Genomic DNA, 20,540 nt, shown 5'->3' with positions numbered 1-20,540 from the left:
ACAACCACAGGATACTCGCATGCCCATTAGTGCGCCCATTTGCGCGCAAGCACGACAATCCGGCGGCCGAACCTTGACAACCCATAAACAATATGAACCACCTGATCCCATCCCCAAACTCAGCAGTGAAACGATGCATCACCAAATCGTCATCTCGGGTCTTTGCCATAGACGTCATGATCAAGATTTAATTCCAAACCCTGTCTGCTTTCGCGGCTAAGGATTTCTGCTCTGGAGAAAGTTGGATCAGGTGGCAATCCTGCTCGCTTGCCCTTAAGGTTCTCCATCAGCTTTTCATCCAATTCATGGGCCGTCTGCGCGAAACTCGATGAGACGGTATCGAGATCAACTATGCCAGTTACGCCAACGCTGACTGCTGGATTCATGGTCGTTGATTCGCATTGAGCTCGATCATACGCAGCCTTGTCGTTTTCCTGGAATCATTATCCCGCTGGCGCCCCTGGAGGTGGTACCGTTGGTCCGAAGCAACGGCATCCGCTGAAATGGTTGAAACTCTGGCGTTCGCTGAGGCTTGTCAAGACAACAATCAGGGTGGATGCGGAATTGCAGCCGCAGGTGATCCAGTTTCCCGTGTTACCATGTCAAGGTTGCTCCATGGTGTTACGGGACGTGATGAAATTCCAGCGACTCCGCTGTTGGACAAGGCCCCTCTTACTTGGCGTTTGATGCGCCTGCTTCCTGCGTTGATTGACCGCGTCGAGCCTGCAACGCTTCCTCACTAACGACGCATTGCACAAGCACTAGCTGTCTGAGCGACTCGCGGACCTGTTTCAACCAGTGCCAGATCTGCAGGCTGACTGGCTTGAAGCTCGGCTGCCCAGGCCATGCGTCGATTGCGCAATGGCCGAGGTGAGAGCAAAGCTCTGACACCAGCCAATACTGGCGCGAAGGTTATCGCGTCGCTGCTGCTCGACGTCGGTGTCGAAGCCGTCACGCAAGAAGTCACAACAAGATCCAGCGGCCTCGGAGCCCTGAATCGCCTGACCGAGGCGCCTCCGGCACCTTCGCGGTCATTGTGTTTGGCATCTCTTCGCTACCGGCACAAGCGCTCGAAGCCTTGGCCCGGTACCCGAAGTTCGTGCGGATCTCTCTGTGTTGCACAACCCGTGTCGGCACCATTCGGCGAGCATCATCACCGTGAACCTGTACGGCGTCGGTGTGGCGTCGCGCGTCGAGCAAGTGCCCGTCTGCTGCCGTTGCGAAGCGCTGCACCAGCATGCACATCCGCTGCTCGCCGCGTGGGCGAACAAGGTGCGTGACTACATCAATTTGCTGGACAGTTATGACGAGCCCAACGAGCTCAGGGCGGCGTTCAGAGACGGAGCATCAATATCTACGTGAGGGCGAGTTCCTCACGATATTGAACCAGCTACAGGACGACATTCTCGAACTACGCCCGCTCAGCGAGTCCCGCGATCTGTGGACCGGCGGTCGATCTGGCGAAAGTTCGTCGAATCCGTTTCCATGTCACGCACGACGCACGGCGGAAGTGGAAATCCTTCATGATGAATTACTCGCCCGTTTCAGCGCTGACCCTGATCTGCGCCAGCGCGATGTGATCGTCATGGTCCCCGACATCGATCAGGCTGTCCCCCACATCCGTGCTGTGTTCGGCCAGCTCAGCGTGATGATGGAGCGTTTCATCCCGTTCACTCTGGCGGACCAGGGTCAGCGCGGCCGTGAGCCGTTGTTGATGATCAAGAACATCTACTGAAGATCCCGGCATCGATTGCCCGGTCAGTGAAATCCTTGACCTGCTGGACGTTCCGGCGCTGCGTGCAAGGTTTGGCGTCAAAGCAGAACCTCAACGCTGCAGTCGCTGAACTGAAGGTCCAGCTCATTCGCTTGAACGCCAGCAGCCCGCGCCGGCCTACTCGGTTTTCCTGATCGAACCGAGAACCAACGACTGGCGTCGGGCCTGCGTCGCATGCTGCTGACTTGGCCCGTTGGCGGGGTGCCCCTGCCTTCGCGGCGTTGAACCGTACGATGAGATTGGCGGGCTTGATGCCGCGCTGATTGGCCTTCGTCTAGCTGATCGATGCCCTACAGGTCGCTCATCGTGAGCTCTACGCTCCGGCGCCGCCTCACGTTTGGGGCGCGCGCCTGCAAGCCCTGATGCACGTGTTCTACCGGGCCGACAGTGAGCATGACGACCTGTTCGGCAAGCTTGAGCAACTGCGTGAAACCTGGCTGGAAGCGTGTGAAGCCATGGCTTGCTCGACGAACTTCCCCTGACCGTCGTCCGCGAAGCCTCGTTCGCCGAGCCTGGCCAAGGACGTCTACCGCGATTTCTGGCAGGCTCGGTTAACTTTTGCACCCTGATGCCCATGCGGCAATCCCCTTGCGAACTGGTCTTCCTGTTGGGCATGACGGTGATTTACCACGGCACAACCGCCAGCTGGACTTCGATTTGATAAGGACAACGACTCCGTGCAGTCGTATCGCTCCGGCGTGAAGATGATCGTTACTTCTGTTGAAGCGCTGCTCTGCCGCGATCGGCTGTGCGTGGATTGGGTCAGCAGGACACCCACAACGACGGCGAACATCCAGGCGTCGGTGCTGATTCGTCAACTTCGCGATCATCTCGCCACGGTCAACCGGTGGCACAGCAACTGCAAGACGCAGAGAGACGTAATCCCAGGCGAACAGTTGCTCCACAAGCTGACCCTGGAGCACGCCCTTGCAGCCGTTCAGTGCGCAGTATTTCCATGACGGCAGCGGTTTCTTCACTTTGTCGCGAATGGCCCATGCTGCATGAGTCGAACATACAGCTGTAGAAGCGCGGCGCTGTGGAGCATCGGCAGGAGGGAGGCCGCTGACCTCGCGCAATTTCAGGTTTTGCGCAGTCCGTACGGCACTTCTTCAGCCAGCGATTAAAGATTTTCTTCGAAGTCGCCGAAGCGCCTCGCAATAAAGCCTTCGTGCTTCTCGAATGCCCTTTGAGCGATACGGCCTAAGTGAAAGTTCTGCTCCGAAGCAGCATTCACTCAAGCCCGGCATCGACAGCACCTTGCTGTCTCAAGCCCGACAACTGCAAGGGCGTGGGTTGCTGCCCATGGCCGGTTTTGGTGCGGGTTGCTCCGGGCTGATAAACCGTTACCTGACCTGCTCCAGCGTTATCACAACCTGCTGAGCCAGTCGCACGAACCGCTGAACAGTGCATTGCCTGTCAGCTTTGCTCACCGAGCAGGTGAGTCTGGACGGCTGGCTCAGCGGGCTGCATAAACAGCGGCATAGGATCTCGCCGTGGCCCGCGATTGCCGACGCCATCGCTGAAAAAATCCGCAAGTGGCATCGATTGACGCGGCCTTGGGTTATTCACCTGGTGGCCTGCGCATGTATGAGTCTATCGCTGAGCACGGCGTTGGTCGCCAGCGATGAACCTGCTGGACCCGCTGGAGGCTGCAGCAACTGCGCTTAATCGTGTGATAGCCTGGCAAACCCGTATGCAGCAACCAGCTGCCCGTGGCCGTAAAAACCGCGTTTGCCTGGCTCAGTCAGAGGTGACGAAGCGAAGGCAGAGGCAGCAGCCTGTAAGGCTTACGAAGGCGATGGTCAGACCACAATAGTAAGCTGACCGCAAACACGGCGCTGGCCCGTCAGTTCCCGGACTTTGCAGGCGCTGATCGGCGGCGAAGAATTCTTGGGTTGGTGTGACGCGCTGTATCGACCGTATCGAAGCCTCCTGACAATGCCCTATCCGCTGCGGGAGGCCGGCGCATGAACCTCGATCAAACGGAACAGGCCGACCAACGACAACGGCATCCCTTCGCCTGCGCTTCCCTCTTCACGGAAGCCAGTTGATCGAGGCCAGCGCGGGCACCGGCAAGACCTTCACGCCGTTCTTCGTTTGTACCTGCGCCTGGTCCTCGGCCATGGCGGCGATCGTTTCGAGGCCGCGAGTACTGCACCACCAGATTCTCGTCGTCGCTCGCCGATGCCGCCGCCGAAGGACTGCACAACCGTATTCGCACGCGCTTGGCGAACTACGCCGGTTTCGTGATGCAGTGGCTCAGCCGATGATCTGATCGCTGGTTCGCGATCAGTACGGCGCTGAGCAATGGCCCAGGTACGCAATACGCCCTGGATATTGCAGCGCGGATCAATCGATGAGCTGCCGGATCATTATCCATCCATGCGTGTGCGGCGCCATCTGCGCGAGCACGCCTGGACCGTGATCACCCTGTTCGCCCAGACCCTGGAAACCGATCACAGCGAATTGCTCAGTGAAGTGCTGCGCGATTACTGGCGCCGGTTTTGCTATGCCCATGAACGGTCTGAGAATCGCTGAAGTCAGTACGCACTCATCAGGCAGTCCTGCGGCATTGCTGCCGAGGGTTCGAGCCCTGTTCGGCAACGCTGGCGACGGCGAAAGACGATGCAACCAAGAGCCTGCCGAGCTGATCGCGGCGGCATTGCCAGCAACGTCGCGAAGCGTTGCAGGCCCTGGAAAGCCCCCTTCGGTCGATTCGGCCGCTTGCAGCTACAGGTGATCTGCGTTGACGCTGTCACACGCAGAAGCCGTCGATGGTCGCGACCAGGAGCGCTATTTCGAACCATGGTTTCGAAGGCTCACCGGCATGGGCGGCTGACGAGGATCAGGAAGAACTACGATCTCGGCGCTGTGTTCACTCGCCTTCACCAAAATGGTTTTGCCGAACGTAAAAGGCGACGCACCATGGCACCAGGCATTGAGAACAATGCTTGAACTCAAGGCAGGTCTCGACGCCTACCCACGCCCGATGCTCCAGTGCTTGAACACGCCGCGCAATGGGTAGGCGCTTTCGAAGAAGCGTCGGCGGGCGGATGGGTTTCGACGAAGTACATGCTGCTCAGGCTCGATGCGGCAACCGGCGGCGCGCGGGGCGAGCGTCTGAGCGACCTTGATTCGTGAACAGTTCCCCGTCGCGCTGATCGATCAGTTGCAGGACACCGACCCCGTGCAGGTACCGATTTCGAGCGCGTCTACCACTCGAGGCGCGCGAGACCGGGCTGTTCCTGATCGGCGACCCCGAGCAGCAATATCTCGTTCCGTGGCGCTGACGCCCGCCTACCTGCGCGCGCGCTCTACCGGCCCACTCGGCACTGGCACCACGCTGGATCAAGACCACCACGCCATCGTCGAGGCCATCGAGATCATGCTGGAACGCGCCGAGCGACGCGCAGGGCGTGGCGCCTTCTTGTTCATGACGGCCTTGACGATCATGCGTCGATGCTGCCAAATCCCAAGGGCACGAACTGTTTCAGGTCAATGGTCATGCCCCCGCCGCGCTGAATGTGGCAGCTGGAAAGTGATCAGCCGGTCTCCAGTGCGACCTATCGGAGCCGGTACGCTGGCCGCCAGTTGTGCCAGCGAAGATGGTGGCCTCAATGAAGGCCAGCAAGGTCTGGCCGGGTTATGACCTGCCGGGTAAAGCACTGCACGGTACTGCCGCCGATATGGCGATCCTGGTGCGCGACGGTAAAGAGGCGCAGGCCGTGCGCGGAGCTGTCGGCCCGTGGTCGGCGCAGTGTTTATCTGTGGGACAAGGACCCGGTGTTCGCCGCCCAGGAAGCCCACGACGTCCTGAGCTGGCTTCAAGACCTGCGCCGAACCGGACTCCGCCGGACGCCCTGCGCGCCTTCGCCTGCATCACTCTGAACCTGTCGCTGGCCGAGCTTCAGCGTCTGGAATCAGGACGAATTCGCATCGAACACCACGTCATGCAGTTCCGTGGTTATGGTGCCGTCTGGCGCCACCAAGGTGCTGCCGATGCTGAGACGCTTGTTGCACGACTTTCGATGCCGCCAGGCGTTGATGAGCCGCAACCGACGGCGAGCGCATGCTGACCAACCTGCGCTTGAACTACGACAGACCACTGCCGAACTGATGGCGAACAAGCACTGATTCGCCATCTGGGCGAGCATATGGCGTTGTCCAGGTGCAGCAGGTGAAGAACAGATCCTGCGCCTAGAAAGGCGAAGGCAGTTGGTCAAAGTGGTGACCATCCACAAATCCAGAAGGCCTGCAATACTTCATCATGCCTCCGTTCATCTGCTCCTCAAAACCCGTCAAATGGCAAGGGTCCGTTCTAACTTGGTGATTACAACAGAAGGGCACAGATCAGTCTGAAAGCCCACGGCGGCCTTGATCGAACAAGCAGATGACGAGCATCTCGCGGAGTACACCTGCTACATAGCGCTGAGCTCCAGCGGTTCGTCTGCTGGTTTGGGTGTAGCAAGACCTGCCGACATGGCAACGCTGACAGCTCGACGCTGCACCGCTGTGGCTGGGTTCTTGCTGGGTGGCGGAACGCTACCATTTCAGCCGAATCCGCAGGGCTGGCCGATGGGCTACACCAACTGAAAGAACGCCTGCCACGGCCCTCAGCGTGAAGCCATGCCTGCGCCAGACGAACATCACGTTCAGTCCGCCGCGCAACGAAGCCGTATACGGCGCACGCCTTGCCGGAAAGCGCGCGCGGCCGAAAACTGGTGGATTGCGTCTTACAGCGCCTTGCGTATTGGCGACACCCTTCGCCGCGAGCAGCGACGAATCCCGGACAGCCGCCAGCGCGAACTGTTCGACGACGAACGACTCGATCCCGATGCCCTGCGCGGTGCTGGTGGTGGTGGCGACATCCATCGGTTCCACACGACCTGATCCAGACCTTGCACAGCTTGCTCGAGGTGGGCGAGCGGGTGAAGGTTTCCGCGGCGGCCGACCGTCGAGCTGGGAAGAAGCCATCGGCAGCCGGCTGATCGGCGGTCGCTGACAAGCTGATCCCGACGCTCACCGACTGGATGACGCGCTTGTTGAATGTGCCGTTGCTAGGTAAAGTTAATGAGCAGGCCTATCACTGGGGCAGTTGGGTGACCTCATGAAATAGTTGCTGGTTCGCCTGGCAAGATTGAACATGACCAGATGGATGCGCTGGTTCGCACTACACCATGACGGCGCACCACCGAGCACCAGCGGGAAGCGGGTCGTCGCTCAACGGCATGTTCAAAGGGTTATCGACCTGACGTTCGAGCACCAGGATCGTACTACGTGGCTGACTAGGTCCAACTTGTTTCGGCTCGGCGTTGATGAAGAGGCCTGCGCCGAGCAGCGATAGACCAGCCTCGATTGGACAACCATTACGACCTGCAATAGGTGCTGTCCTGTTGGCCCTGCACCGCCAGCTCAAGGCGCCGATCTACCTGACTACGATTACGACCGGCATATGGGCGGCGCGCTGTACCTGTTCCTGCGCGGCACCCATGCTCGGCGACCAGGGCGAAGCTGTACTTCGCCGTTCACCGCGTGGACTGATCGAGCGTCTGGATCGACTGTTTCAAGGCGACGTGCAGGAAGATGTGCTGTCGAAAGGCTCGCATGAGTCGTTCATTCGCTGAACTGTTGCCCACACCGCTGGAATCGCCGAAGCCCTTGGCCGAGCTGACGCCGCTGGATCGTGGAACGATCTGCTGCTGTTGCTTGAATGCTGGGTCAACGTGACTCGCTGCGGGCGCTGGATCGGGTCTTTGTCGCGTTTCTCCTGGTGAACTGAACCGCGCACGGTCCGCTGGTGCTGCTGGCAGCGGCCTTGACCCAGCCAATGAACTGGGTCATCGGCACGTCTTCCTGAACCTGCATGGAACACTGAAAGCAACTCGCCTGTCAGTTGCCACCTGAGGGCGATGTGCAGTCGGGTCCGATGCTGTTGCCCTCGCAATTGCTGGTGGCGCTGACAGTGGCGGGCTCATCTGCAGGCGTTGGCAGTGCCTTCGTCGCGCAGGCCGATGATCACAGCGAGGCCGCTGCGCACAGGCCGTCGAGGGTGCTGTCGGTGGCGTACCTGTTGTTGCGTCGTACTTCGAGGGGCTGCAAAAAGGCGTATCGCCGCTGCATTGCGTACGAGCGTTGCTGGCGCAACGCAAGACCGCCCACAGATCTGGCGCAACGACTCGATGCGTTGTTCGGCAAGGCCAATCTGCCGGTACCTGATGCGCTGATCGACTGGCAAAGCTGGCGTGCGCGCTGGCGACACACAGCGCTCGGCGTTGATACAGCAGGTAGCCCTGACCCGGTAGAACCATTGTCGTGCGGCTGTTGGCGTTGTTCCTGGCCTGCCAGTGAGCGGCCAGCCGTTGCGCATTCGTCTGGCGGCACCCACCGGTAAAGCGGCTGCGCGGTTGACCGAGTCCATCGGTCGTCAAGTCCCAGTCCTTGAAGATGGCTGAACGTAGCGGAAAAAATCGCCAAGCAACGTGACGCCATCGCATATTATCAGCGCGTACCGGGCGCTGGTCATTTCCGCCATCGCGCGGGTGATCCCGCTACCGCTGGACGTGTTGGTGGTGATCGGCTTCCATGATCGACCTGGAAATAATGGCCAATCTCCCTGGCTGCGTTGCCGGCCCATGCGCGCCTGATTTTGCTTGGTGGACGAAGAGCCGTTGGCCTCAGTGGAAGCAGATGCCCATGTGGGTGATTTGCCGCGATGCGGAGGCGGGCCTCTACCAGCCCGGCAAACCCGAGGCCTGGCTGCAAGGCGTCGACGAGCGAAGGCCTGGGCGAAAGCGGACTACCCGGCGAGACGCCAACGCCTGATCCATCAGCCCGACGATCAAGATGATGCTGCGCCATTCCAGCGTTGTGCAGGCCGACGAGGTGGATCGCAGCACGGCTGGTCGATCAACGACAGCGAGAACGCGCGGGCATTGCTAGCCGCGCGCAGCCGCGATGACTTCGCGCTCGCGCTGCGAGGGTAAGCAGCTTTCGCTGGAGCGCTTTCTGCTGGAGGGGTTGGACAGGCACCGAAGGCCCGCAAGGTTATCGGCATTATCTGGGTGTGCTCTGGCCGATCAGCGGCAAGCCGGGGGGCCACGCTCCGATCCATGCTGGACACTCTGGGCGCGTTCGGTGCTGGAAGCGTTCAATTGGTCCAGTTGCTGCGCGAGTACGGAAGGGCCCGTGGGGTGTTGAAGGGCTGAATCAACGCATGGCTGCAGGCGCTGTTCGACGCAGGCCTGATCGAGGCGATCGGCTACCGTGCTGAGGGCATCCAGGTACTGATCGCGCCGATGATTACGGGTGCGGCTTGATGAACGGCGACATCGGCATCGCCCTGCGCTTGCCTGAACACAGCACCGAGGAGGCGGGACGCCAGGTGCTGGCGTCGCGCAATGACGGCCGTGGCGGCGTGAGTTCGTGCTGCCAAGCAGGCTCAACGATGTTGAAAACCGTGCTACGCGATGACCGTACACCGATCAGAGGCTTCAAGGACTGTCACCCACACCACCCGCTGCACGATCCTGCCTCATCCTGATCCGGTACTGACCGAAGGGCTGATCTACAGCCGCATCACGCGGCCACCTGGTCGGCCTGATGGAGCCGCACCAGGGCATTTTCGACGAGGCGCTCAGGCGCAAGGTCAAGCGCCTGAGCGGTTTGATGCTGGGTTGTGCGCGGATGTAACCCCGTAGAACGCCTCAACCCGCTGGCCGCGCACTGCGCCTTGATCACTTGCGGCGTGGCGTCGACCCTGGATGAGCCCGTCCTCCATCGAGACCCTGCAATAAGGAGATCGACAGGGCAAAGTCCATTTCGTGGGTGACGATGAGCATGGTCATGCCCTCTTTGGCCAGGTCGCGGATGACGTTGAGCACATAGCACCAACTCTGGATCAAGGGCGGAGGTGGGTTCGTCGAACAGCCTGAATACTTGCCCGGTCCGTGCGCGAGGCACGGCGGTAGGCGACACGCTGTTGTTGACCGCCAGACAGCTGATGCGGGTCTGGGCTGGAGATCGGCCAGGCCGACTGCCGAGCAGTGCATTACGGCGCGCTGTTCGCTCGGTGGCTGTTCGCGGCCGTGGTGGAACGGTGCGAGGGTGATGTCTTCGACGATGGTGCGGGAATGCCGAACAGCGTGAAACTCTGAAAAACCATACCGATGCGCTCCGCGCGCCGTAACGGATCTCGGCGCTGTTCAGGTTATCGCCCACGGTGAAGCTGGCGAACAGGATGATCTCGCCCTGATGGATGCTGCTCCAGGCTGATGGTCCAGTAGGTGGGGTATTCCCGACGAACAGCCAATGATGAAGATGGCCTCACAGCATTCACGTACCAGATCGATGCCAGCTTGACCTGGTAACCTGACCATCACTTTGTGGTCCTGCAGCTGTAGCGCGGGTGCGAACACGATCATTTTTTTGCGGACGGACGACGCTGAAAATGGGTATCAGGCTGGCGCGCAATTGAGCACCACCGCGTCGAGGTCTTGTGGCGTGCGGCACCCAATTCCAGGTGTTGCTCAAGCCGCTGCAGCAACCAGCCGAACAGGCTGACGATCAACACGTAGTACACCGCCACGGCTGACAGGGTTTCATCACCGAGAAGGTCTGCGCGTAGAGACGCTGGCCGACGGTGTCCAGCAGCTCAGTCCGCGAGATGACCCAGACCAGTGACGTCAGTTTCACCACGGTGATGTATTCGTCATCAGGTTCGGCAGGGAAATCCGAAAAGTTTGTCGGATGAATCGCGTCCGTCCGGATCGACCAATCCAGTGCCGACGCTTTTATTCCCTTTTCGCGACTGGAATCAGGGCGCCACGATGAATCTACCGCCATGTCGCCGCCTCGGTCACCGCCGAGGCGAACGACCGGATCGAGGGTTGGACAGCACTTCGCGGGTGAACGGGAGCAGGTCAGCAGGTTGCTGGTTTCGACACCAACACCAGGGCGCGGAATGCCGAAACCAGATCTAATCAACGCGCGCTTCGACAGCGTATAAGGTAGAAAGTAGCCAGCCACCAGAAGCCAGAGCGGCAGCCCGATGGACCGAGGCCAAGGCGCTGAGCTTCGATTCACCGTGCAGTACGGGCTTCCAGAATTGACAGGAACAGAGGAACCTTGAAGACCATTCAATCCATGTACCCTCAAGCTGCCGCCTCACAGGGGGCCGGCAGATCGCGCGGAAGATCATCGGTTTTTACTCGTTGCTTTCTTAAAACAGGCCACTCGTCTCGCCACTTTTTCTGTACATAGAAGGGCTTGCAAGCGACCTAATGCCGCGCTCGTTCCCTTTTTGGCGGAAAAATTTACAGGTGTGTTCCGGATCGATGAAAATACTACAGTATGACCACCCACCCACGCCGGCCTTCATGCGCTCGGCGATCCGTGCCGGCCACGCCATCGTTCAACCTGGGCGTGTCGACGTTTCCCGAGCAGCTGCCCTCGTCGGTCACTTCCAGGTGCTGCAGCAGAAATGCGCCTGGCCGCGAGGGATCGTCGCCTTCTTCGGCACCACGGTTGGTTGATGAACAGCTTGTTTGAACTTCGCGGCCCAGGTGGTGCTCCTTCCACCACCAACTTCCAGGCCCGCACAGGGTCTTCCCGGGGCCCCGGACTCACGCGCTGTCCTTGGCACCCATGATCGCAGCGCCAACTCTGGCATAGGGATTTGGTTGGGCCTAGGTTTTGGCGCTTAGGGTGATTGCATCCCGGGGGGTCAATAAGCCATTGGATCGTCGCCGAGTTTGAGGCCAAGGATCAGCTTCGAAACTTCGTGTCAACGATTCAGTCTCCAGAGAAGTCCCCATCTGCCTGGCAGCAGTTTCAAGGCTCGGGTAGAAGACCAACCACGTTCTTTCTTTGTCATCGACTCAAACAGCAGGTAAGTAATCTCCATGCCCACCTGGAACTACCAGCATCACATACTAACAACGTCACAGGTAGCACCCAACGCAGCAGAACAACGAGTTCCGGTGGAGCAAACAGCGGTGTTGTTTTCTTCACATCGTCGGTGGACTGGCGCGGTGGGGAAAAGAACCGAGTTGAGCTCACCGGTATATCGAACGAGAACCATTCAACTTCCATCGTTTCAGTGGCGAACTCGACGGTTTTCAGCTTCCGGGCGTGCTCTGTCGCCGTTGCCGTTCCAGGTGGTAGGTCTACCGCCTCGCAACATGTCCGCCGATGGCGATTTCCTCATCATTCCCAGCCTTCAGGCGAAGACTTCGGCAGCGGCTGCGCGTCTGGGTGTGGAAGTCACAGCGTGGACAGCGAGAAGGTGGAGCTCCTCACTCACCGTTCTGACCCGATGAGCCGTATGCGACGCAGAACGTGCCAGCGGTCATGACCTCGACCTTGCGCCAATCCGTTCCACGGAAGGCACCTCAATGGGCCTAACGATAGGCCACCCAGGATGGTCATGACTGCCAACCACTATTGGCAAGCGATGTTGAAGCCGCTGCGTAATGGTGTTGTACACCAATACCCAGCACGTCCTGCGCAGCGTGGTGGACCCGGTGATGGATCAGCCGCCAGCTTCGACGGTGGACGCGTCACCGTCGCATCGAAGTCGTGTTCTTCCAGCCCAATGCCAGCAAAGCCACAACGGTTCCTGAGCAAGGCGAAAATTGCGGCGTGATCCGCTTACGCGACGTTGAACCGGCTGACGGCGCGGCAACTCGTCAGCCCGGCGGCGGCGGCGTTTTCAGCAGCACCAACGGGTCATCAGCGGGTTGCTTCGAAGCCGATGTCGAAGGCTTCTTTATGGTCGGGCTTGCCCTTGGCGTAAACCTCTTCACCTTCGGGCACAAAGCTATCGGTATCTTTAAGATCCCGATGTGGTGCTGGTCTGGTGTCGAAGGGCTGGTAAAGAATCCTTGGCCGCTTTGATACAGGCCAGTGATCAAGCTCACCATACAATCCATCATTTTGATGTCCGGAACCGACCTCGCGGGCAGCAGCGCCTGGCGCTACAGCGACGGCCTGACGCTGACGGCATCGGTTTTGAGCGAGCCGGCAATGTCCGCCGCAGGATGCTGCTGGAAGAAGTTGGCCACGACAGAGTGTCAAGGTCGGAGGTCGGCATAACGGAACGCTCCTTCAAAGACAGGTCGATTGAGTGAAACGCTGGAAATCTGGCGCTCGTATGGCCAATCCACACGTTGGCGACCATCGACCACGGGCGCCGTTCGTGGAGGGCAGGTCATCCAGTAGACCGTCGGCGCCGTTCCAGGGGTCGGTGTGAGCCTGATCGCCGCATTCTCTTTTTGCGAGTGCCAGATCGCCCAGATGCTGCTGATGGAAGGCCAGCTCCTTGGCGTATTTCAGCGCGGCCCAGTACGGCCTGTGGGCCACGTCATAGCCGGTACCGGCTTCGATGTGGTGTCCGGCGCGATTGACGACGAACACGCTGAGGTGGTCCTCGGCGTCGTGGCGGCGCTCACAGTGACGATCCAATGGCTGATGTCGCTCAGTGGAACGACAGATCAGCAGTTCGCGGTCGGTTTCGAGGATTGAGGTCCAGCAGATTGAACAGCGGCGCAGCGATAAGTTTCGAACTGCAGGCCTTGACCATGTACGTGCCCAGTTCCAGCGCCGAACCGAGAAAGTCAACCTGCTGTGGCAACTGCCAGCGACCCGTTCACAAGCACATCGACGAACGCAGCGGACAGGTCAGCGAGCAGGGCAGCTTTTTGTCCAGGTCGACCAGGAGATCTTCAGGGTGACTAGTACACTGCTCGGAGCAACTGGTTGTAGGCGGTGAAAGCGGTGCTGATAGCCGAGTTGGTGCTCTTCGAAACACAGACTGTACCGCGCTGGCTGGCTTCCAGACGGCAACCGCTTGCATGGTGGAAGCCGGCTCGTCCACACTCTCCAGCGCCCTGGGTCTTGACGATATAGCCATGTCAAAAATGTTGATCTTGGTGATGACCTCGAGGTCCTTGGCTGGGGCGCAGCACAACAACGACCGTCCACCGGTGGCAACGATGGGCGGTGGCGGAGGAGGGTAAATTTCCTACAAAATATCTGGTATCCCGGTAGCTCGTGGAATGGATTTCGGTAGCGCGGAGATTCGGAAAAATCAGAAAGCTCGGTCCATGGTCAGAGTTGAAAACTATCTCAACACAGATCAACTGTAGAGATGGGCTTTGCCAGCAATCCGCCATCAAGCCCGGCTTATAGCGGCGGGGCTTACCCACTCCTACACGGGTTAGTGTTCACCCGGCTGGTCTGCAAACAGCGTTTGTTTCGTTTCGCCCAACTGAAAGCTGGCTGTTTTTCTTAGATCACGCCCCAAATGCCATGCGCCAACAGGGTGATGCGTTTGAGCTTGCGCAGGTCTCGACAACACGTAAATTGTGGTGTGATCTCACTGGCTTTCCAGAACGGGCAGCAGCTGGCGGGTCTGTTGTTTGCAGGAAGCACGGCAGGATCGCCAGTGACCGACCTTGCAGCGCCGCTACGTACTGGGCAATAGCGCTGGTGCTGCACAGATGCGCGTTGGCGCGGGAGTAAATTGCTTAGATAAAGCAGCTTCCGGCTCGAAGGCCAGGTCGTCGACGTAACTGATCGAACTGATGGTCGCCAGTACCGCTGCGCGGATCAGTCAGATCGCGGTCGAGGTCTCCTCGGTAGATATAGGCGCAGGCTGTAGTCGCGCAGCTTGCCCTTGAGCATGCGGTTGATCTTCAGGCGCTCCAGGGCGATGACGATCAGCTTGCGCACTTGGACAGGCTGATGAAGTGTGGCAGCGGCAGGATATCCACCGAAATAGCCGGGTACGGCGTCGAAAGTGCGTCAGCTGTGGCGTGATGAAAAACTACAAAGTACCTTCGGTGCAACCCATGCGTACATGGCCGGACAGCCACTCCCAGCCTGACGCCTGCTGGCCGGCCAGGTCAGACGTGCCTTCGATCGACTCGGCATAACCGAGCAGGCGCTGGATTTCGGCATCAGGGATTGAGCATTTGGATCATGCACAATTTCTCGAACAGTAATGTACAGGCAGTCCCTCCACGGTGATCCGTCGAACAGCGTCTAGTCCCAGCCGCCGGCGCTTTGAGCCGCGTCTTGCTGGCTTTGCGGGTGCGGGCGAAGCAAGGAAAAGTTTCAGGTCGTACAATTCGAGAAGATCAAGGACGTGATGTTTTTTTGCGTATTTGATCCGGCTCTCGTTTTTATTAGAAGTTTGCACATATTTATACTCCAAACACCATGACCAACTTACTAATGAGCAGCTCAGAGCAAGACCCGCAAGGCCGCGAGGACCAGCATACCAGCGACACCCACCTGCCATAACACCCTGCACAAAAATAATAAGCGGAGAGGTTCTGGAAGAAAAACGCTACAACGGGCGACACTGGCGCAATCGGTGCCAACCCCTCGAAAAAGGCAACTGCTCTCGGCTTGCCGTCTGGCAAGCATGGCCGGTACGACCGTACGTGGTACAACTTTCCTCTATGGCACAGCTGCCACGCTCATCTTCAACAAAGTTACTTCTTTCCCGCCCTCAACCCTATCAGCAGTATGAGCTTGCGCTATTGCCATAGCTGCTTCAGCCGGCCATTCAGCAGCATAAAATTGGCCACTTCAGCAACCCGTCTTCGGCGAAAGTCGATGCTGTTACTGACGCTATTGATGATGGGATCTTCTAAGGACGACGTAGATCGGCCTGATCCCCACCTATGATCAGATCGGCTACTGGGCCGCATTGATTCTGGTGCTCATGCGCTTCTTCCAGGGCATCGGCGATGAGGTCGGCGGTGGCGAGAGCAGTGTGATCGCCGTTGACCGTTCGCCCGAAGGCGAGGCTGAGCTGGCCGAAGCTCGGTGTGGGTGCCGGTCTGGTGCTGGCATCGCTGGCCATGGGCCTGGTTGCCAATTGCCTGAAGCGGACATGCTCGGCTCGGACTAGCGCCTGCCGTTCATCACCAGCGTCGTACTGCTCAGCGTTCGGCTGGGTCATTCGTCTGAAAGTTCCGGAACACCAACTCGAAGATGAAGAAAGCAGAATATCGCGGTCAAGATCCCGCTGTTTCAGGTGCTGCGCAATCATCCGCGCGAAACCCTGCGCTCCATCATCGGCGCGACGGCAGAATGCCTGGTCCTATATGTCGGTGACGTTCGCCCTGGCCTACGCGGCCAACCAGTTGCAGATTCCGCGTGGCGATGTGCTCAACGCCATCACTGCTGGCGCGGCCCTATCACTGATCACCATGCCACTCTCCGGCGCCCTGTCCGACAAGGTCAGGGCAACGTCGCTTGTACTGGCGGCTATTACCTGCTTTGCGCATTCGTCTACCCGTTCTTCGCCATGCTCGAACACCAGGCCGCTGTTGGTCTGGTCGGCGGATGGTCTTGACGATCGGGTGGTGTTACCGATTCTGCTGCGCCTGAATCGCTGTTGTTGGCCCGGCAATTCCCGGCGGAATGGCTGCAGCGGCATCTCGGTACCGGTGCAACTGGCTGGCGTCTCGGGCGGTTGGCGCCGATGATCGCCACCAGATCTTTGCGCTACGCTGATGGTAGCCCTCAGTTCGGGCTCTGTGGTTCTGTTGATTGGCATGGGCGTCGTTGACGTTGTTCTGCACCGCCCTGATGAAGACCTTGACCCGGCACAGCACGGAAGTTCTTTATAGCCGCCGTTTGCTTTGACTTTGCCGCCGAGCATCGGCAGCTGGAATCCAGGAGTTTAATGAAGTCTTTCGCTGCAATCCTTCCCATGCCGATGAAGACTCGGACACCACCCGTGGCTCGCGTCGAACTGCTGATTGGCGGTGGATCGGATCGGTCAGGGTGCGACGGAATGGCGCGACATCGTTGACCAGCGACTCGGAGAGTGCTGGCGGGTAGGCCGCCGCCGTCTGAGTGATGTGCGGTTCGGCGGCCCGGCGAACTGCTCAAGACCTGGCGCTTGACCCATACATAGCGGGATCCGCGTCGTGCTCAAGCTGCAGGTCGCGTTGATCCGCGAACATTCGAAACGCATCGCTGTCGTGTTGCGAGTGCAGAACAGGCAAGACCATCGCCGATGCGGAAGGCGACATCTTCCGTGGTCTGGAAGTGGTCGAACACGGCGTCTCCATCGGTACCTTCCAGTAGAGTTCGCTGAAAACGTCGCGGGCGGTGTTGATACCTTCGCCCTCGTAAACCAATCGGCGTTTACACCGGGTAGCGCCTGGTTCCGGCGGTGACTCCACTGTCGATGTCTCCCGATGGCCATCACCTCGGTGACACCTTCGTCCTCGAACCCGTCGGACAAAACCACTCTCAACTATGCTGGTCGAACTGGCCGTCGAGGCGGGCGTACCAGCCGGTGTCCTTAACGTGGTCCACGGGCGAGGAAGGGATCGTCGACGGTATCCGCCAAGGCCATAAAGGCCCATGTCCTTGATCAGTTCAACCAGTCGGTATTCGTTGCAACCTGCTCGATTTCGAACCGGCAAACGCGTGCAATCGATGAATGGCGCGAAAACCGCGCCGTGGTGCTGCCGATGCTAATCGCCAAGCAGACCCTGATTCGACTGGTGGTCCACGTTTGCGCCGGTCAGCGCTGCATGGCGACGTCTGTGGTGGTGTTGGTGGGCGCGGCAAAACTGATGCGCTTCCCAGACCTCAAGGTTCTGTCTGACGCCAGAACTAAGGTCAATGCCAGTAGACCGAAGCCGGTACTGATGTGGGATTGCAGATCAACTTCCAACGGGCCAAGGAACGTGTGTTGGGCCTGATCGAAAGTTTCGGTGTTGTTTGCGAAGGCGCCAAGCTGGAACTCAATGGCATCATCATACCGGGTTTGAAGACGGTCACTTTCATTCAGCCAACCTTGTGTTCTCTCGGTGTGACCAAGCTGATGCAGATCTACGCCCAGAAAAATCTTCGGCCCGGTACTGGTCGTGCTGGAAGTCGACACCCTCGATCAGGCGATTGCCCTGGTCAACGCCAACCCGTACGGCAACAGCACGGCCTGTTTACCAAAGTGGTGCAGCGGCGCGCGGGGATGCAGAGTGAGGTACCGATGTGGCAGAAGTGGGTATGGACATTTCCGATTGCTGTCCTGTCCATAGCTCAGCTCACCGGCTCGCGTGGTTCGAAACTCGGTGATCTTCGGTCCGTACGCAAGCAGTCGTGCGGTTACACGCAGACTAAAACCATCACCAGCCGCTGGTTCGACGACGACAGCGTGAACGATGAGCATGAACGCCGTCAACCTGCGCTAAGTCGCCTGACAGGAGAACGATTATGAAAATTGCATTAATAAGCCTCGGGCAACATGCAGGCGCCCATGGCCCGCAGGAATTTGATCAAGGCCGGTCATCAGTTGAACCTGTTTGACCTCAACGAGTAGGTGCTGGCCAAGCTCGCCGCACTGGGTGGTGACGTGGCGCCCTCGCCAAGGACGCGGCGAAGGGCAGTGAGCTGGTCATCACCATGCTGCCGGCTGCAGCGCATGTGCGCAGCGTGTACCTGAATGAAGATGGCGTATTGGCCGGCATCGCCCGAGGGGTGCCCGCAAGATGATCTACAGCGCGGTCGATCCACCAACGATGCCATGATGTAGCGGGTTTGCAGCAGAACAAGGCGTGGTGCTGGGTCCCTGTTCAGGTGGCACCAGCAGTTGAGACCGGGACCCTGACCTTCATGGTCGGCGCGGCGCGAGTCTTGGAAGTCTTGAAAACCGTGTTGGCGGGGTAAAGACCTCGTCCACTGCAGTGACGTCGGCGCGGGGCAGAATCACCAGTCTGCAACGAACATGTCTCGGGATTGCCCATGATCGGCGTTGGCCGAAGCCATGGCTCTGGCGATCGCTGCGGGATGGATTCTGGCGTTCTGGCGGTTGCTCATCGACGTCAGCTCAGGCATTGTTTGAGGATTCCGAGGTCTATGACCCATGGCAGGGTTGTCGTTCGAACCCGCGCCAGCGTCGCGCGGTTTATGCCGGTCGCTTCGGGGCGGAGCTGATGCTCAAGGACCTGGGCTTGGCGACCGAAGCCGCGCAACCGCCCATCGACCAGTAATACTGGCGCGTAACTACAACCGCTGTATCAGGCGATGAGCCTGCGTGGCGAAGATGGGCAAGGATTTCTCAGCGATTATCAGTCGTATCGCAAGGCTGGTGGAGCGGGCAGACCTGATCCTCACCGGCCCGCTCGGTTGAATGCTCAACGGCGGGGCATTGATGGCGCAAGGTGACCAGCTTCGTGTACAGAATCAGCATCACCCCATCAAATCACCCCATCAGATCAATCTGACGACCGGTTACAGCATCCTGCGCGCTCAAAGTCATGTTGTGCGGATGGGCTACTTGAACTTCTTAATGCCGAGGAACCGCTCTGACGAGTAATCATTCGCTATCTCGTGCCATTCGTGGGTTATGCCAGAGGGTGAACGGAGACAATGAGCACATGCCAGCCGCAACACTACCGTCGGCGCTCACACAGCGGCTCTCTCCAGGGCGAACGATCAATCAGGACGGGCAGTCCGGTCCCTGGTGTCCGCTGGATGGCTGATGCTCGGGTGTCTGGTGCCTTCCTACAGCCAGCCCGACGGTGCCGCTCGGCCCTTGGCTGGACGGGGGCGCAGGGGGGCGCTGAGGCGCCAGTAGCGGTGGCTGTGGTGGAAAGAGTTCGCGGTCAGGAACTCGACGGGCTGATCGCCGAGGCTGGCGGAAGACTATCGCTCAAGGCCGCCGTGAGCCGGATCGATGAAGCGCGGGGCCTTGCACAGGTAGCGGGGGCTGCGCAGTACCCGCTGCTGTCCCTCGGCGGTAATGTTCAGCGCCGGGTAGATTACGGGACCGCCCGCGAACGGCGTGTTAGATGCCACCTACGAGGTTGATTTCTGGGGCAAATCGCGGGCGGCGGCTGATTCTTCCACCGCGCTGGCGAATGCAGTGCTTTCGACGCCCAGATCTTCGAATGACCTTGGGCGCGACCGTGGCTAGGCTGGTATTTTCAGGTGCTGTCGCTGGATGATCGACTGCGCCTTGCTCGATCAATCACCAACGATGCGCAGCAGGTGCTTGAACTGGTTGAGGTCCAGGCCAGCCAAGGCGTAGTTTTCCAACCCTCTAGAGGTCGAACGGCGACGCGATGCCTTGCAGACGTTCAGGCTGCGGATGCGCGCCATTGCGTCGCCGCGCGATCGGCGTTGTATCAGTTGCGGTATTGGTGGGTGTCCCACAAGGTTTGCCAGGTTGATCGAAACCGGCTTGCAAGACCTTGCGATTTCCGCACCCAGGCTGTGGATTGCCCATGGGCCTGCAGCAACGCCCGGACGTGCAAGCAGCGAACAGTTGAAGATGGCCAACTTCGGTGCAGTTGACCGCGGCAGCGTTCTTCCCAATATTTCGCTCGATCCGATGGGGGTTGGACGTTCACGACAACATGTGGAGTCCATGGGCACGCTGGCCAGCCGTGCGCGGCGGCCGCTGGCCAGGTGGATCGAATGTCGATCGCGCCATGCTCAGGAGTTGAACCACCAGTACCAGGAGAGTCAGTGATTGAGGCTCTGCAAGATGTGGAGACGCAGCTCAGCGCCACGTCATGAGCTGATCAGACCTACAGGCTGATCAGGCCGCAGTCACTTCCACGCATGAAGCCGCCAGCTGGCTCCAGGACCCGTATCGGCTGGGCTCCACCAAGGACTTTCCAGACGCTGCTGATTGTCAAGCTCCTTGATGCCCAGGCCGAAGACGAGTATGTGCAGGTCCCACTGCAGCGTTCCAGTGTGCAGATCGGCCTGTCGGGCGTTGGGGGGGGACTCT

The 20,540-nt window shown here is 59.4% G+C and carries 20 protein-coding genes and 4 pseudogenes; 17 read left to right on the top strand and 7 right to left on the bottom strand.

Annotated elements, in window-relative coordinates; all coding sequences use genetic code 11:
• Nucleotides 1-149 precede the first annotated feature (149 nt).
• Nucleotides 150-386 carry a hypothetical protein gene (locus ACVBEG_RS27160; RefSeq protein ID WP_447108552.1) on the bottom strand — a complete coding sequence of 79 codons (237 nt, stop codon included), beginning with the start codon at nucleotides 384-386 and terminating at the stop codon, nucleotides 150-152.
• Between ACVBEG_RS27160 and ACVBEG_RS27155 the strand changes: the two are divergent.
• The 9 genes and pseudogenes from ACVBEG_RS27155 to ACVBEG_RS27115 all read left to right on the top strand — a co-directional run bounded on the left by ACVBEG_RS27155 (nucleotide 352) and on the right by ACVBEG_RS27115 (nucleotide 9,314).
• Nucleotides 352-3,745, top strand: a pseudogene (locus tag ACVBEG_RS27155) (exodeoxyribonuclease V subunit gamma). The gene ACVBEG_RS27160 and the pseudogene ACVBEG_RS27155 overlap by 35 nt on opposite strands.
• Before the next feature lie 336 nt (nucleotides 3,746-4,081).
• Nucleotides 4,082-4,312, top strand: coding sequence for a hypothetical protein (locus tag ACVBEG_RS27150; protein ID WP_447108550.1), 231 nt, complete (start codon nucleotides 4,082-4,084; stop codon nucleotides 4,310-4,312).
• A 592-nt stretch (nucleotides 4,313-4,904) separates the two neighbouring features.
• Complete coding sequence (locus ACVBEG_RS27145) at nucleotides 4,905-5,423, top strand: hypothetical protein (protein ID WP_447108549.1); 519 nt, start codon at nucleotides 4,905-4,907, stop codon at nucleotides 5,421-5,423.
• Entirely contained in the window at nucleotides 5,392-5,850 is a 459-nt protein-coding gene (locus ACVBEG_RS27140) for a hypothetical protein (RefSeq protein ID WP_447108548.1), read from the top strand. Before ACVBEG_RS27145 ends, ACVBEG_RS27140 begins: the two co-directional genes overlap by 32 nt.
• A 550-nt stretch (nucleotides 5,851-6,400) precedes the next feature.
• Complete coding sequence (locus ACVBEG_RS27135; RefSeq protein ID WP_447108547.1) at nucleotides 6,401-6,664, top strand: hypothetical protein; 264 nt, start codon at nucleotides 6,401-6,403, stop codon at nucleotides 6,662-6,664.
• A 503-nt stretch (nucleotides 6,665-7,167) separates the two neighbouring features.
• Nucleotides 7,168-7,398, top strand: a complete 231-nt coding sequence (locus ACVBEG_RS27130) for a hypothetical protein (RefSeq protein ID WP_447108546.1) — start codon at nucleotides 7,168-7,170, stop codon at nucleotides 7,396-7,398.
• 287 nt (nucleotides 7,399-7,685) lie between these two features.
• Nucleotides 7,686-8,165 carry a hypothetical protein gene (locus ACVBEG_RS27125; protein ID WP_447108545.1) on the top strand — a complete coding sequence of 160 codons (480 nt, stop codon included), beginning with the start codon at nucleotides 7,686-7,688 and terminating at the stop codon, nucleotides 8,163-8,165.
• Between the two features lie 88 nt (nucleotides 8,166-8,253).
• Nucleotides 8,254-8,418, top strand: coding sequence for a hypothetical protein (locus tag ACVBEG_RS27120; RefSeq protein ID WP_447108544.1), 165 nt, complete (start codon nucleotides 8,254-8,256; stop codon nucleotides 8,416-8,418).
• A gap of 671 nt (nucleotides 8,419-9,089) precedes the next feature.
• Complete coding sequence (locus ACVBEG_RS27115; protein ID WP_447108543.1) at nucleotides 9,090-9,314, top strand: hypothetical protein; 225 nt, start codon at nucleotides 9,090-9,092, stop codon at nucleotides 9,312-9,314.
• A 193-nt stretch (nucleotides 9,315-9,507) separates the two neighbouring features.
• On the opposite strand, the gene ACVBEG_RS27110 is transcribed toward ACVBEG_RS27115, so the two are convergent.
• The 3 genes from ACVBEG_RS27110 to ACVBEG_RS27100 form a co-directional block, all read right to left on the bottom strand.
• Nucleotides 9,508-9,654 (bottom strand): hypothetical protein, encoded by a 147-nt coding sequence (locus ACVBEG_RS27110; protein ID WP_447108542.1) that lies wholly within the window; start codon nucleotides 9,652-9,654, stop codon nucleotides 9,508-9,510.
• Between the two features lie 536 nt (nucleotides 9,655-10,190).
• Nucleotides 10,191-10,343 (bottom strand): hypothetical protein, encoded by a 153-nt coding sequence (locus tag ACVBEG_RS27105; RefSeq protein ID WP_447108541.1) that lies wholly within the window; start codon nucleotides 10,341-10,343, stop codon nucleotides 10,191-10,193.
• On the bottom strand, nucleotides 10,337-10,798 hold the full coding sequence (locus tag ACVBEG_RS27100) for a hypothetical protein (protein WP_447108540.1): 462 nt from the start codon (nucleotides 10,796-10,798) through the stop codon (nucleotides 10,337-10,339). Before ACVBEG_RS27100 ends, ACVBEG_RS27105 begins: the two co-directional genes overlap by 7 nt.
• Before the next feature lie 308 nt (nucleotides 10,799-11,106).
• Between ACVBEG_RS27100 and ACVBEG_RS27095 the strand changes: the two genes are divergently transcribed.
• The 3 genes from ACVBEG_RS27095 to ACVBEG_RS27085 all read left to right on the top strand — a co-directional run bounded on the left by ACVBEG_RS27095 (nucleotide 11,107) and on the right by ACVBEG_RS27085 (nucleotide 13,294).
• The gene (locus tag ACVBEG_RS27095; RefSeq protein ID WP_447108539.1) at nucleotides 11,107-11,304 is read left to right on the top strand and encodes a hypothetical protein; all 198 of its coding nucleotides are present in this window, start codon (nucleotides 11,107-11,109) and stop codon (nucleotides 11,302-11,304) included.
• 1,045 nt (nucleotides 11,305-12,349) lie between these two features.
• Nucleotides 12,350-12,667 carry a hypothetical protein gene (locus tag ACVBEG_RS27090; RefSeq protein ID WP_447108538.1) on the top strand — a complete coding sequence of 106 codons (318 nt, stop codon included), beginning with the start codon at nucleotides 12,350-12,352 and terminating at the stop codon, nucleotides 12,665-12,667.
• Between the two features lie 351 nt (nucleotides 12,668-13,018).
• Nucleotides 13,019-13,294 carry a hypothetical protein gene (locus ACVBEG_RS27085; protein WP_447108537.1) on the top strand — a complete coding sequence of 92 codons (276 nt, stop codon included), beginning with the start codon at nucleotides 13,019-13,021 and terminating at the stop codon, nucleotides 13,292-13,294.
• A gap of 694 nt (nucleotides 13,295-13,988) precedes the next feature.
• On the opposite strand, the pseudogene ACVBEG_RS27080 reads toward ACVBEG_RS27085, so the two are convergent.
• Nucleotides 13,989-14,974 (bottom strand): annotated as a pseudogene (locus ACVBEG_RS27080) (LysR family transcriptional regulator).
• A 454-nt stretch (nucleotides 14,975-15,428) separates the two neighbouring features.
• The gene (locus tag ACVBEG_RS27075) at nucleotides 15,429-15,743 is read right to left on the bottom strand and encodes a hypothetical protein (protein WP_447108536.1); all 315 of its coding nucleotides are present in this window, start codon (nucleotides 15,741-15,743) and stop codon (nucleotides 15,429-15,431) included.
• A gap of 145 nt (nucleotides 15,744-15,888) precedes the next feature.
• On the opposite strand from ACVBEG_RS27075, the gene ACVBEG_RS27070 reads away from it, so the two are divergent.
• The 4 genes and pseudogenes from ACVBEG_RS27070 to ACVBEG_RS27055 all read left to right on the top strand — a co-directional run bounded on the left by ACVBEG_RS27070 (nucleotide 15,889) and on the right by ACVBEG_RS27055 (nucleotide 19,612).
• The gene (locus ACVBEG_RS27070; protein WP_447108535.1) at nucleotides 15,889-16,272 is read left to right on the top strand and encodes a hypothetical protein; all 384 of its coding nucleotides are present in this window, start codon (nucleotides 15,889-15,891) and stop codon (nucleotides 16,270-16,272) included.
• A gap of 233 nt (nucleotides 16,273-16,505) precedes the next feature.
• Nucleotides 16,506-18,020, top strand: a pseudogene (locus tag ACVBEG_RS27065) (aldehyde dehydrogenase family protein).
• Nucleotides 18,017-18,886: pseudogene (locus tag ACVBEG_RS27060) on the top strand (NAD(P)-binding domain-containing protein); the annotation flags it as partial. The pseudogenes ACVBEG_RS27065 and ACVBEG_RS27060, both read left to right, overlap by 4 nt.
• Nucleotides 18,887-19,276: 390 nt before the next feature.
• Nucleotides 19,277-19,612 (top strand): hypothetical protein, encoded by a 336-nt coding sequence (locus ACVBEG_RS27055; RefSeq protein WP_447108534.1) that lies wholly within the window; start codon nucleotides 19,277-19,279, stop codon nucleotides 19,610-19,612.
• A 156-nt stretch (nucleotides 19,613-19,768) separates the two neighbouring features.
• Here ACVBEG_RS27055 and ACVBEG_RS27050 read toward each other — a convergent pair whose 3' ends face one another.
• A complete protein-coding gene (locus tag ACVBEG_RS27050) occupies nucleotides 19,769-19,903 on the bottom strand; it encodes a hypothetical protein (protein ID WP_447108533.1) in 135 nt (44 codons plus the stop codon).
• A 67-nt stretch (nucleotides 19,904-19,970) separates the two neighbouring features.
• Between ACVBEG_RS27050 and ACVBEG_RS27045 the strand changes: the two genes are divergently transcribed.
• A complete protein-coding gene (locus tag ACVBEG_RS27045; protein ID WP_447108532.1) occupies nucleotides 19,971-20,276 on the top strand; it encodes a hypothetical protein in 306 nt (101 codons plus the stop codon).
• The last annotated feature ends 264 nt before the right edge of the window (nucleotides 20,277-20,540 follow it).

The organism is Pseudomonas sp. GG8, from assembly GCF_052976945.1.
This window is presented reverse-complemented; position numbering and strand designations above follow the sequence as displayed.